Below are 12,582 nucleotides of genomic sequence, written 5' to 3'. Positions count from 1 at the left end.
GCGGCGGCGCGGGCGGCGGCGCGTTACGCCGCCGCGCTGAGGTCGGCGCGGCCGAACAGCAGGGCGTAGCCGGGCGGGAGCTGGTCGAGGACGCGGGTCACCAGGTCGTCGCCGACCAGGGGCGGCAGGACGCTGAGCACCGAGCTGACGTCCCAGCGGGCCGTGGCGGAGGTGGCGCCCTCGATGCGGGCGGCGACCGAGTCGACGAACTCCGGGGCGGTCAGCGGACGGGTGGCCGGTATCTGCTCGGCGATCACTCGTGCCGCCTCCTCGGGCAGGGCGCGGGCCAGGGCGACGCGTTCGTCGCCGACGACGTGCCCGCCGAGGGCGGACAGGACGATACGGGTGACGCGCTGCGCCTCGGCCCGGGTCGGGTACTGGCCGGCCTCCCGTACCTGCTCGACCAGGTCGTTCCACGCCGGGCGCGCGCCCTGCGGCGGCGCCACCGGGTCCGGCGTGGTCCGGCCCGGCACCGTCGGGTCCGGCGTCACCGGCTTGGGCGTCGTCGGGTTCGGCATCGTCGGGTTCGGCATCGTCGGCGCGGTCATCTGCGGGCTCCTTCTCCGGTTGTCGCGGGCTGATGGGGACGGACAGACGGGACCGCGCCCCGCAGGCGGGTGCCGGGCCTGCGGGACGCGCGTCGTGATGCGGCGGGCCGTCAGCCGCCGAGCTGCTTGCGGTCGCTGCCGCCGGAGACCTGGATGCGGCGCGGCTTGGCCTGCTCGGCGACCGGGATGCGCAGCGTGAGGACGCCGGCGTCGTACGAGGCGTCGATGCGCTCCGTGTCGAGGGTGTCGCCGAGGAACAGCTGGCGGGTGAAGGTGCCGGTGGGCCGTTCGGCGACGAGGGTCTCGGCGCCCTCGGGGGCGGGGGACCTGCGCTCGGCACGGACGTTGAGGACGTTGCGTTCGACGTCGAGTTCGATGGTCTCGGGGTCGATGCCGGGGAGGTCGAAGTGGACGATGAAGTCCTCCCCGGCCCGGTAGGCGTCCATCGGCATGGCCGCCGGGCGGGCCGCCGCGTTCCCGAAGACCTGCTGCGCGAGGCGGTCGAATTCGCGGAACGGGTCGGTGCGCATGAGCATCACAGTTCACTCCTCTCGTACAGGTGCTGCTGTGCGATGCCCTGATTGCCTCTTCTTATATAACTCCGGGGAGGAAACTTGACAAGCTCTGACTCAAGGCGGATTGAGTGGCTGGTCAGAGGTCGGGAGGGGGCTCTGGGAGGGGCTCTGCGAGGGGGTCTGGGATGGCTCGTCGGGACTGTCCGCCGGAGCCGATTAGTCTCGTGCCGAACAGGGACATCACGCGGACCAGGCGGACATCAGGAGGCAGAGATGGCCAGGATTCCCAGCGCGGCGGTGGCCGCGGGCGGGCTCGTCGGCGGGTACGGCGTGGCCCGCTGGACGAAGAAGCGGCCGCTCGGCGGGGCCGTCCTGGCCGTCGCCGGAGCCGCCGCCGCGCAGCAGTGGCGCCAGCGGGCCGGCGGGCCGGCCGCGGGTGCGCTGACCGCCGCGTACGTCGCCGCCTTCGCCGGGTCCCATCCGCTGGCCAAGAAGGTCGGTGCCTGGCCCGCCGTGTTCGGCGTCGCGGGCGCCGTCGCCCTGGCGTCCTGGGCGGTCGCCGACCGGCAGGGCTGAAGCGGCCCCGGCTCCGGTTCCGCCCTCGGCGCTCACCTCCGCCGACCGACACCGCCCCCCACCGCCGCCGTGGCCTCCGCCGCCGACAGGGGGCGGGCGATGTCCTCCAGGGAGCGTCGCTCCGCCTTGACCGCGAGGAAGGCCGCGACCAGGCCCGCCGCACACATCAGCCCGGCGCCGATCTGGAAGGCGAGCACCGTGTCGGCGACCACGCCCGACTCCGTCAGCTGGGCGAACAGCAGCGGCCCGCTGATGCCGCCGGCGGCGGTGCCGATGGCGTAGAAGAAGGCGATGGCCATCGCGCGGGTCTCCATCGGGAAGACCTCGGAGACCGTCAGGTACGCGCTGGACGCGCCCGCCGAGGCGAAGAAGAGCACCACGCACCAGCACGCCGTCAGGGTCGTCGCCGTCAGCGAGCCGCGGTCGAAGAGCCACGCAGTGCCGAACAGCAGCAGGCCGGAGAGCAGATACGTGCCGGAGATCATGATCCGCCGGCCCACCGTGTCGAAGAGCTTGCCGAGCAGCAGCGGGCCCAGGAAGTTGCCGGCCGCGATGACGGCGAAGTAGTAGCCGGTGCTGCCGGTCGGCACGTCGAAGAAGGTGATGAGGATGGCGCCGAAGCCGAAGGTGATGGCGTTGTAGAGGAACGCCTGGCCGATGAAGAGGGCGAGGCCGAGGACCGCGCGGCGCGGGTACCGGCCGAAGACGGTCCGGGCGATCAGGCCGAAGCCGATGCTCTTGCGCTGGTGGATGGTGATCTCGCCGGCCGGCGGCGGCAGCGGCTCGCCCTTCTCCCGCTCGATCTCCTTCTCGACGCCCGCCACGAGCGCCTCCGCCTTCTCACCGTGGCCGTGGATGAACTGCCACCGTGGGCTCTCCGGTACGTGCCTGCGCACCAGGAGGATGACCAGACCGAGGACGACGCCCATGGCGAAGCTGAGCCGCCAGCCGAGGTCCTTGGGGAAGATGTCGGTGTCCAGCATCACGATGGACAGCAGGGCGCCGCCGATCGCACCGAGCCAGTAGCTGCCGTTGATGATCAGGTCGACCCGGCCCCGGTAGTAGGACGGGATCAGCTCGTCGATCGCGGAGTTGATGGCCGCGTACTCGCCGCCGATGCCGAAGCCGGTGAGGAACCGGAAGAGGAAGAACCACCAGGAGTCGAAGGAGAGTGCCGTCAGCGCGGTCGCCGCCAGATAGACGGCGAGCGTGGTGATGAACAGCTTCTTGCGGCCGTAGCGGTCGGTCAGCCAGCCGAAGAACAGCGCCCCGGAGCAGGCGCCCGCCACGTACAGGGCGGCGGCGACACCGGTGATCTGGGCCGAGGTGATGTCCAGGCCGCTGCCTTCCTCGGCGATGCGGCCGGCCACGTTGCCGACGATGGTGACTTCGAGGCCGTCCAGGATCCAGACGGTGCCCAGACCGATGACGATCATCCAGTGCCATCGTGACCAGGGCAGCCGGTCCAGTCGGGCGGGCACGGCGGTGGTGACGGTTCCGGTGGAGGCGGGCACCGGGCCCGGCGACGAATCCGCTGTCATGTCTCCCTCTCCGTCGAGCGAACGCCTCCCGTGTGCCCGGGACCCGGATGATCACGCTCGCCCGGGAGGAGGGCCCGGAGAGCGGCCCTCGCCCGGGAGGAGGGCCCGGAGAGCGGCCCTGAGCCGGCCCTGAGCGGGCCAAGAGAGCGGGCCCTGAGGGGCCCCTACGCCCCCAGCACCCGCGACACCGTGTAGATCAGCAGCCCGGCGAGCGAGCCGACCACCGTGCCGTTGATGCGGATGAACTGGAGGTCGCGGCCGATGTTGGCCTCGATCTTCTTCGTGGTGTGCTCGGCGTCCCAGCTCGCCACCGTGTCGGTGATCAGGGAGGTGATCTCGCGCCGGTAGGTCGTGACGACGTACACCGCCGCCCCCTCGACCCAGGTGTCGACCTTGCCCTGCACCTTGGGGTCGGAGGCCATGCGCTGCCCCAGCGACAGCAGTGAGGCCCGCACACGCAGCCGCAGTTCGCTGCGCTCGTCCTCCGCCGCCGAGACGATCATCGTGCGTACGGCGGTCCAGGCGGAGGCGATCAGGTCCTGGACCTCGCCCCGGCCCAGCACCTCGCCCTTCAGCCGCTCGACCCGGGCACGGGTGTCGGTGTCGGACTGGAGGTCGGAGGCGAAGTCGGTGAGGAACCGGTCGAGGGCGCCGCGCGCCGGGTGGGCGGGCATGTCCCGCATCTCGGTGACGAAGCGCAGCAGCTCCTTGTAGACCCGCTCGCCGACCTTGCGGTCCACGAACCTCGGGGTCCAGCCCGGCGCCCCGCCCTGCACGGCGTCCATCACGGAGTCCTGGTGCAGCACCAGCCAGTCGTGGGCGCGGCTGACGACCAGGTCGACGGCGCGTTTGTGCCCGCCGTCGGCGACGACCTTCTCCAGCATCTTGCCGACGCCGGGCGCGATCTCCGCCGCGTCCGCCCGGCGGGTGATCGCCTCGCCGACCACGGCCTGGACGTCGGAGTCCCGCAGGACGGTCAGGGCGCCGCGCAGGGCGGCGGACAGCTCGGCGGTGACCCGGTCGGCGTGCTCGGGGACGGCCAGCCAGGCGCCGAGCCGGCTGCCTATGCCGACGGCGCGCAGCCGCTGGCGGACGACGTCCTCGGAGAGGAAGTTCTCGCCGACGAACTCGCCCAGCGAGACACCGAGCTGGTCCTTCTTCTTCGGGATGATCGCGGTGTGCGGGATGGGGATGCCGAGGGGGTGGCGGAAGAGGGCGGTGACCGCGAACCAGTCGGCGAGCGCGCCCACCATGCCGGCCTCGGCGGCGGCCGCGACGTACCCCGCCCAGGCGCCGGCGCCCGCGTGGGAGGCCCACTCGGCGAGGACGTACACCAGTGCGACGAAGAGCAGCAGTCCGGTGGCGGTGAGCTTCATCCGGCGCACGCCGCGCCGCTTCTCCTCGTCCGCCGGACTGAACGTCGTCATCGCGCGGTTCGTGGCGCCGCCGGGGCGGACCGCGCCCTGCCCGGCGGCGGCGCCGTCCATGCCGACCGCACCGCTCACGCCGCCCGGCTTATCCGGTTCAGTCCGTTTCATCCGCTCCACCCGTTCGGTGATCCCTCACACATTGTCCCTTCCTGACCGACTCCTGGAACGGAACACAAGTTCCCGGCGTCTGTCCGGACGGGGTAATGCCGGGGGGTCCTGACGCCGCGGCAGGACCTCTGACGCATCATGGGCTCATCGGACCGGAGCCCGAGGCTCCCATCGCCCGAGGAGAACACCACAGCATGACCCGGGGTCGTGACGGGGGGGCACCCCGAACCCAACACCGTGCCCTGCTGGCCGCCGTCGTCGCCGCGATCGTGGCCCTTTCCACCGCGATCTTCGTCGGTGTGGCCGCCGACGACGGCACGGACGGCAGGACGTCGCTCTCCACGGGCGGCCGCGCCCAGAACCCCGCCGCGCCCGCCTCCACCGGCAGCTGGGTCGGCGCCTGGTCCACCTCCCCGGCGGGGGCGGAACCGGGCACCGAGACCACCGGCATGGCGGGCCGCTCGGTACGCAACGTCGTCCACGCGAACATCGCGGGAACGGGTGCCCGGATCACGCTGTCCAACCTCTACGGGCAGTCACCGCTGACCATCACCCACGCCTCCATCGCCCTCGCCGCCGGCCACGACACCCCCGCCGCGGTCGCCGACACCATGCGGCGCCTGACCTTCGCCGGCAACCCCCGGGTCGTCATCCCGGCCGGCGGCCAGGTGACGAGCGACGCCGTCCGCATCACCGTCCCCCACGGCGGTGACGTCCTGGTCACCACCTACTCCCCCACCCCGTCCGGACCGGTCACCTACCACCCGCACGCACGCGAGACCAGCTACCTCGCCACCGGCGACCGCACCGAGGACGTGACCGGCGCCGCGTACACCGAGGAGACGCCGTACTGGCGTTACCTGACCGCGCTGGACGTGCTCAGCAACGAGGCCGACGGCACCGTCGTCGTCATCGGCGACTCGATCACCGACGGCATCACCTCCACCATGGACGCCAACCGCCGCTGGACCGACGTGCTGGCCGCGCGGCTGCGCACGGCGGTCGACAACGGCCGGGACGTGCCCCGCTACAGCGTCGTCAACCAGGGCATCAGCGGCAACCGGGTGCTGACCGGCGGCCGGGGCCGGCCCGCCGACAACCCCAGCGGCGTCGACCGGTTCGCCCGGGACGTGCTCGGCCGGCCGGGCGTCCGGGCCGTCGTGGTCGTCCTCGGCGTCAACGACATCCTGCGCCACCCGGGCACCATCGACCCCGACACCGTCCTGGACGGTCTGCGCACCATGGTCGAGCAGGCCCACGCCCGCGGGGTGAAGGTCGTCGGCGCGACGGTGATGCCCTTCGGCGGCCACCGCGGCTACACGCCCGCCCGCGAGGCGGTACGGCAGGAGATCAACGCCGAGATCCGCGCGGGCCGGGTGTTCGACGCGGTGGTCGACTTCGACAAGGAGCTGCGCGACCCGTACGACCCGCGCCGGCTGCGGGACGTGTACGACTGCGGCGACCATCTGCACCCCAGCGACCGCGGTTACGCGCGGATGGCCGAGGTCTTCGACCTCGACCTCCTCGAGGGCGCGGCGCCCGCCCAGCTCTGAGCACCGACGACGGCGCCCCCCTCCGGCACGTCCCCGGGTCAGACGTCCCGGCGCCGGTCGCGCTCCTCGGGGCGGGGCTCGTGGAGGTTCAGGCCGTGCAGACCCGCGCCCAGGCCGTGCTGGTCGGCACGGGAGCCGGGCAGTTCCCCGCGGGCGGCCTCCTTGCGCTCCACCCTCCCCTGCCGCCGCTCCTGCCGGCGCTCCAGCCGCTCCTGGCGGCGCTCCTCCTTGAGCCGCTGCTTCTCCGCCCGGGGCAGCTTGCGCCGCACGCCGACGCCGCCCCAGAACGCGAAGCCGCTGACGATCACGCGCGGGGCGCCGGGATCGCCCGGCACGCCGTCCTCGCGGTGGTCGAAGTCGCCCATGACCCCCACGCCCCGGACGATCACCTGGACGCCGGGCGGCACGATCACGTCGATCCCGCCCATGATCGCCACGCAGTTGATCCGGACCTCGCGGCCGGCGAAGTACGCCTCGCGCAGGTCGATCTCCCCGCCGCCCCAGAAGGCGAAGCTGTTGAACCGCTCGGGCACCGTCCAGCGGCCCTTGCGCTGGAACCCGGACATCACCGCGACCGCCCAGCTCGACGACCCCTCGACGCCGCCGGTGATCCGGCTCGCCCACGCCTCGCCGCCCGCCGATTCCTTGGTCATGGACACCCGGGGTCCCTCACCGGCCGGCAGGTCCCTGGTGATGGGCGCCAGTTCCCCGTAGGTGCGGGCCTTGTAGGTGGCGTCCAGGCGTTCCTCGAACTCCGCCATGTCCAGCCGCCCCTCCGCGAGGGCGTCCCGCAGGACCTCGGCGACTCGTTCACGGTCGGCGTCGGATGCGCGCAGTTCCGGGGCGTCGTCGGTCATGTACAGCAGCCTACGAGGTCACGGTGCGCGGCACTACGCGCTCGCCCGGTCCGGCCCGGGCCGGGGACCGTCCCCCGCCGAGCGCAGCATCCGGGCGATCACCGCCTCGATGTCCGGTTCCCGCACCGACAGGTCGACCAGGGGGTAGGCGGCGGCGATCGACGCCACCAGCCCGGCCGCCGAGGCCGACGCCGGGAACGCCAGCCACTGCCGGGGGCCGTCAACCCGGACCACGCGGGCGGGCGGCGGGGCGGCGATCGGGGGCAGCTCCCGCTCCAGGTCGACCACGAGCGTCCGCTCGCTCTCGCCCGCCTCGTGCAGCCCGGCCAGCGGGCCGTCGTACATCAGCCGCCCGTGGTCGATGACCATCACCCGCGAGCACAACTGCTCGATGTCCTGGAGGTCGTGCGTGGTCAGCAGCACCGTCGTGCCGCGCTCGGCGTTCAGCTCCCGCAGGAAACCCCGCACCTTCGCCTTGGACACCACGTCCAGGCCGATCGTCGGCTCGTCGAGGTAGAGCACCTCCGGGTCGTGCAGCAGCGCCGCCGCGATGTCCCCGCGCATCCGCTGGCCCAGGGACAGCTGACGCACCGGCACGTCCAGCAGCCCGCCCAGCTCCAGCAGTTCGACGCAGCGGTCCAGGTTCCGCCGGTACCGGGCGTCCGGGATGCGGTACATCCGGTGCATCAACCGGTAGGAGTCGATCAGCGGCAGGTCCCACCACAGCGTCGTCCGCTGCCCGAACACCACCCCGATGCGGTGCGCGAGACGGGTCCGCTCACGGGACGGGTCGATGCCGGCCACCCGCAGCCGGCCGCCGCTCGGCGTGAGGATGCCGGTGAGCATCTTGATCGTGGTCGACTTGCCGGCGCCGTTGGGGCCGATGTAGCCGACCATCTCGCCGCGCGCCACCGTGAACGACAGCCCGTCCACCGCCCGCACCCGGCGCCGCTCCCGCTTCAGGAACCCGGTCCTGCGCCGCACGTCGAAGACCTTCTCCACGCCGTCCAGCCGGATGAAGTCCCCGCCGTCCCGGCCCGCGCCGCCCTCGTCACCCATGCCGCCGCCCATACCGCCGTCCACGTCACCGTCCACGTCGCCGCCCACTCGGTCTAACTCCCCGTACTCCGGTACGAACGAAGCCCCGCCCGCCACGCCAGCCCGGCCAGGGCGCAGCACACCACCGCCACCAGCGGCGAGCCGAACGCCACCCACCCCGGCAGGTCCAGCGGATACGGCCGCCCCAGCACGTAGGTGACCGGCAGCCAGTTCACGAAGGCCAGCGGCAGCACGAACGTCACCCCGCGCACCAGCTCCCGCCCGAACACCGTCGGCGGGTACTGCAACAGCGTCGTGCCCCCGTAGGTGAACGCGTTCTGCACCTCGGAGGCGTCCTGCGCCAGGAACTGGAAGGCCGCCCCCGCCACGAACACCGCCCCGAACAGCGCCGCGCCGCTGAGCACCATCACCGGCATCAGCAGCAGCTTCCCCGGCGTCCAGTCGATGTCCACCACGCTCAGCGCGTAGCCCAGCACCAGCGCGCCCTGCGTGACCCGGCCGATCCGGCGCAGCGCGAACCGGTCGGCGGCCACCTGGGCCAGCACCGGCACCGGTCGCACCAGCAGCGTGTCGAGCGTCCCGTCCCGCACCCGCCGCCCGAGCCGCTCCGCCGACCCGATCGCCAGGTCGGCGAGGCCGAACGCGACGCTGGAGACGCCGTAGAGGAACGCCACCTCGGGCAGGGCGTAGCCGCCGAGCGCGTCGACGCGCGAGAACATCAGCAGGATCGCGACGAAGTCGAGCCCGGTCAGCGCGAAGTTCCCGACCACCGTCAGCACGAAAGAGGTCCGGTACGCCGTGGTGGAGCGGACCCACATGCCCGCGATCAGCCCGTAGGCGCGCAGCCCCTCGCCGAACCGGCCGACGGCCCCGGCCCGCCTGCCCGCCGTCGCACCGGCGTCAGCCACCCTGCACCACCACCCGCCGCGTCGCCACCGACTGAAGCGCCCGCCCCGCCGCCAGCAGCACCACCGCCCAGCCGGCCTGGAAGGCGTACGTGCCGAGCAGGTCGGCCTCGCCCAGCAGCACGTCCGCGGGCGCCTGGAGCATCGACGACCAGGGCAGCGCCCGCACGGTCTCGCCGAGCGCGCCGGGGAAGACGTTCAGCGGCAGCAGCATCCCCGAGCAGAACGTGCCGGTGAGCATCAGCACCTGCGTCACACCGGTGCCGTCGAGCAGCCAGAACGCCGACAGCGCCACCAGGTACCGGATCGCGAAGCTGACGACCATGGCGAGGAGCACCGCGACGAGGAACGCCGCCCAGGTCGTCGCGTCGGCGGGCAGCGCGATGTGGAAGAACAGCCCCCCGAACGCGAACGGCAGCACCCCGCGCCCCAGCAGCTGGAACAGCGCCCGCCCCAGATCCGCCGACAGCCACCACAGCTGGAGGTCGGCCGGCCGGTACAGGTCGATCGCCACGTCACCCGTACGGATGCGCTCCATCAGCTCGCTCTCCACGCCGCCGCCCCCGAGCGCCAGGGTCGACAGGAACGCCTGCCCCAGCCACACGTAGGTCAGCGCCTGCGCCTGGTCGTAGCCGCCGAGGCCGGGCCGCTCGTCCCACAGCGCCAGATAGGTGTAGGCCAGGACCAGCCCGAAGACGGTGTTGGTGAACACCCCCGCCGCGGTGGCCGCCCGGTAGGTCGCGTAGCGCCGGAACCCGCCCACCGCGACCGCCCCGTACAACCGCGCCGCGCCGCCCACGTCCACCGCCCCTCCGTCTCCCTCACCGGACACCGAAGCGCGGGAGCCTAGTACGGCCGGACGCGCGCCCGCCACGGAATTTCTGCCGCGACACGGCCCCGGGTCGGGGAACTGATCGTCCGATGGGACAGTCTTCTTCCCAGGGCCTTCTTCTCAGGGCGCACGAAAACGCCCGAGAGGTACGGACCCGACGCAGGACGCACCCGCACCGCAGGCATCACAGGAGTCTTTCGCCACCATGAGCGACGAGCCGCAGCCGAAGCCGCCGATCCCGGGCTGGGCGCGCACCAACGCCCCGCGGCCCGCAGGCACCGTCAAGGGCGAGCGCAGCACGGCGTCCGGCGGCAAGCCGAAGGGCGCGGGGCGCCCCAAGCGCACCGGCTGGCGCCGGCTGATCCCGACCTGGCGCATGGTCCTGACGACCTGCGTCGTCGGCGTCCTGCTGCTGGTCGGCGGCTTCTTCCTCGGCTACTCGCTGGTCAAGATCCCCTCGGCCAACGCCCTGGCGACCCAGCAGAGCAACGTCTACCTGTACGCCGACGGCGGCGTGCTGGCCCGCGACGGCGAGGTCAACCGGGAGAACGTCGACCTCGCCCGGGTCTCGGAGGACGCCCGGCACGCCGTGCTCGCCGCCGAGGACCGCGACTTCTACTCCGAGTCCGGCGTCGACCCCTCCGCGATGGTCCGCGCCGCCTGGAACATGGCCACCGGCAAGGGCAAGCAGTCCGGGTCGACGATCACCCAGCAGTACGTGAAGAACTACTACCTCGCCCAGGAGCAGACCCTCACCCGCAAGGCGAAGGAGTTCTTCATCGCGATCAAACTCGACCGCGAGAAGTCCAAGGACGAGATCCTCCAGGGCTACCTCAACACCAGCTTCTTCGGCCGCGGCGCCTACGGCGTCCAGGCCGCCGCCCAGGCCTACTACGGCGTGGACGCCGCCGAACTGGACGCCGCCCAGGGCGCCTACCTCGCCTCCCTGCTCAACGCGCCGAGCCAGTACGACGTCGTCGCCCACCCCGAGAACCGGCCCGCCGCCGAGGCCCGCTGGAACTACGTCCTGGACGGCATGGTCGAGCAGGGCTGGCTCACCGCCTCCGAGCGGGCGAGCCTGGACTTCCCGATGCCGAAGGAGACCACCGTCTCCACGGGCATGTCCGGGCAGCGCGGCTACGTCGTCCAGATCGTCAAGGACCACCTCGTGCAGAGCGGCGTCGTCACCGAGGACGAACTCGACCGCGGCGGCTACCGCATCACCACCACCCTGGAGAAGGACAAGCAGGACGCCTTCGTCGAGGCCGTCGACGACAACCTGATGTCCAAGCTGGACCCGAAGACCCGCAAGGTGGACTCCTACGTCCGCGCGGGCGGCGCCGCCGTCGACCCGGAGACCGGCGAGGTCGTCGCGATGTACAACGGCATCGACTACGTCAAGCAGTACACGCCGAACGCCACCCGCCGCGACTTCCAGGCCGGCTCCACCTTCAAGCCGTTCGTCTTCACCGCGGCCGTCGACCACCACGCCCAGACCCAGGACGGCCGCGTGATCACCCCGAACACGATCTACGACGGCACCAGCGAACGCCCCGTCCAGGGCTGGTCCGGCGGCCACTACGCCCCCGAGAACGAGGACCACCGCGACTACGGCGACATCACGGTGCAGGAGGCCACCGACAAGTCCGTCAACGCCGTCTACGCGCAGATGGCCGTGGACGTCGGCTCCGACAAGGTCAAGCAGACCGCGATCGACCTCGGCCTGTCCCCCGACACCCCCGAGCTGGTCGCCAGCCCCTCCGTCGCCCTGGGCACCTCCACCCCGAGCGTGCTGGACATGGCGGAGGCCTACGCCACCCTCGCCAACCACGGCCGGCACGGCACGTACACCCTGGTCGAGAAGGTCACCCGGGGCGGCGAGGAGGTCGAGCTGCCGGAGCGGCGCGAGCGGCAGGCCGTCAGCCGGGAGGCCGCCGACACCACCACCCGCGTGCTGCGCAGCGTCGTGCAGAACGGCACCGCCACCGCCGCGCAGGCCGCGGGCCGCCCGGTGGCCGGCAAGACCGGCACCGCGGAGGAGGACACCGCCGCCTGGTTCGCCGGCTACACCCCCGAGCTGGCCACCGTCGTCGCGGTGATGGGCCAGGACCCCGAAACCGCCGCCCACAAGTCGCTGTACGGCGCCATGGGGCTGCCCCGCGTCAACGGCGGCGGCGCGCCCACGGAGATCTGGGCCCAGTTCACCAGGAAGGCGCTGGCGGACGAGCCGGTCACCGACTTCGACCTGCGGATCCAGGCGGGCGCCGACGCGAGCCGGGCCCCGTCCTCCGACGAGCCCTCCTCCGGCACCGGCACCGGTGATCCCGCCGACGGCACCGGCACCGGCGGCGACGCCCCCGCAAGCGGCGCCCCGAGCCCGTCCGGGCGCCCCGAGGGCGGTGACGCCTCCGGGGACGCGTCGACCGGCGGCGCGGCCACCGGCGGCGGGAACACCGAGCCCAGCGACGGCACCACCGGGCAGCCACCCGCGGGTGGCGCCACCGGCGACGCCTCGACCGGCTCGGGCGGCGCCACCGGCGGCGGAGGGGACGACGGCGCGGGTGGCTCGGGCGGCACCGGCGGACCCACGGACGGCGGGACGACCGTCGGACGGTTCCCGTGGACGCCCCGCCCCGACTGACACCGCCCCGTCTGACA

Annotated in this window: 11 protein-coding genes; 3 read left to right on the top strand and 8 right to left on the bottom strand. The window is 72.9% G+C overall.

Annotation, left to right across the window (positions count from 1 at the left end):
* Positions 1 to 23: 23 nt before the first annotated feature.
* Together ACZ45Q_RS04160 and ACZ45Q_RS04155 are read right to left on the bottom strand one after the other, a co-directional pair.
* Positions 24 to 548, bottom strand: coding sequence for a DUF2267 domain-containing protein (locus tag ACZ45Q_RS04160; protein WP_468254588.1), 525 nt, complete (start codon positions 546 to 548; stop codon positions 24 to 26).
* A gap of 110 nt (positions 549 to 658) precedes the next feature.
* On the bottom strand, positions 659 to 1,084 hold the full coding sequence (locus ACZ45Q_RS04155) for an Hsp20/alpha crystallin family protein (RefSeq protein ID WP_468254585.1): 426 nt from the start codon (positions 1,082 to 1,084) through the stop codon (positions 659 to 661).
* 252 nt (positions 1,085 to 1,336) lie between these two features.
* Between ACZ45Q_RS04155 and ACZ45Q_RS04150 the strand changes: the two genes are divergently transcribed.
* Positions 1,337 to 1,639: a hypothetical protein gene (locus ACZ45Q_RS04150; protein WP_468254582.1), complete on the top strand. Its 303-nt coding sequence runs from the start codon at positions 1,337 to 1,339 to the stop codon at positions 1,637 to 1,639.
* 32 nt (positions 1,640 to 1,671) lie between these two features.
* Here ACZ45Q_RS04150 and ACZ45Q_RS04145 read toward each other — a convergent pair whose 3' ends face one another.
* Together ACZ45Q_RS04145 and ACZ45Q_RS04140 are read right to left on the bottom strand one after the other, a co-directional pair.
* Positions 1,672 to 3,180: an MFS transporter gene (locus ACZ45Q_RS04145; RefSeq protein WP_468254579.1), complete on the bottom strand. Its 1,509-nt coding sequence runs from the start codon at positions 3,178 to 3,180 to the stop codon at positions 1,672 to 1,674.
* A gap of 164 nt (positions 3,181 to 3,344) precedes the next feature.
* Positions 3,345 to 4,718, bottom strand: coding sequence for a DUF445 domain-containing protein (locus tag ACZ45Q_RS04140; protein WP_468254578.1), 1,374 nt, complete (start codon positions 4,716 to 4,718; stop codon positions 3,345 to 3,347).
* Positions 4,719 to 4,912: 194 nt separating this feature from the next.
* Here ACZ45Q_RS04140 and ACZ45Q_RS04135 point away from each other — a divergent pair, with 194 nt between their 5' ends.
* Positions 4,913 to 6,271 carry an SGNH/GDSL hydrolase family protein gene (locus tag ACZ45Q_RS04135; RefSeq protein ID WP_468254576.1) on the top strand — a complete coding sequence of 453 codons (1,359 nt, stop codon included), beginning with the start codon at positions 4,913 to 4,915 and terminating at the stop codon, positions 6,269 to 6,271.
* A gap of 38 nt (positions 6,272 to 6,309) precedes the next feature.
* On the opposite strand, the gene ACZ45Q_RS04130 is transcribed toward ACZ45Q_RS04135, so the two are convergent.
* Genes ACZ45Q_RS04130 through ACZ45Q_RS04115 form a run of 4 tightly spaced genes read right to left on the bottom strand, consistent with a single transcriptional unit; the run spans position 6,310 to position 9,873 of the window.
* Positions 6,310 to 7,128, bottom strand: coding sequence for a DUF1707 SHOCT-like domain-containing protein (locus ACZ45Q_RS04130; RefSeq protein WP_468254574.1), 819 nt, complete (start codon positions 7,126 to 7,128; stop codon positions 6,310 to 6,312).
* 33 nt (positions 7,129 to 7,161) lie between these two features.
* Positions 7,162 to 8,187: an ABC transporter ATP-binding protein gene (locus ACZ45Q_RS04125; RefSeq protein ID WP_468255308.1), complete on the bottom strand. Its 1,026-nt coding sequence runs from the start codon at positions 8,185 to 8,187 to the stop codon at positions 7,162 to 7,164.
* 53 nt (positions 8,188 to 8,240) lie between these two features.
* Positions 8,241 to 9,095: an ABC transporter permease gene (locus tag ACZ45Q_RS04120; protein ID WP_468254572.1), complete on the bottom strand. Its 855-nt coding sequence runs from the start codon at positions 9,093 to 9,095 to the stop codon at positions 8,241 to 8,243.
* On the bottom strand, positions 9,088 to 9,873 hold the full coding sequence (locus tag ACZ45Q_RS04115) for an ABC transporter permease (protein WP_468255305.1): 786 nt from the start codon (positions 9,871 to 9,873) through the stop codon (positions 9,088 to 9,090). The genes ACZ45Q_RS04120 and ACZ45Q_RS04115 overlap by 8 nt, the downstream gene beginning before the upstream one ends.
* A 256-nt stretch (positions 9,874 to 10,129) precedes the next feature.
* Here ACZ45Q_RS04115 and ACZ45Q_RS04110 point away from each other — a divergent pair, with 256 nt between their 5' ends.
* On the top strand, positions 10,130 to 12,565 hold the full coding sequence (locus ACZ45Q_RS04110; RefSeq protein WP_468254570.1) for a transglycosylase domain-containing protein: 2,436 nt from the start codon (positions 10,130 to 10,132) through the stop codon (positions 12,563 to 12,565).
* The last annotated feature ends 17 nt before the right edge of the window (positions 12,566 to 12,582 follow it).

The sequence above is a fragment of the Streptomyces sp. NPDC031049 genome, from assembly GCF_055571015.1.
Note: the sequence above shows the minus strand (reverse complement) of the source record. Positions and strands in the feature narration are given on the sequence as shown.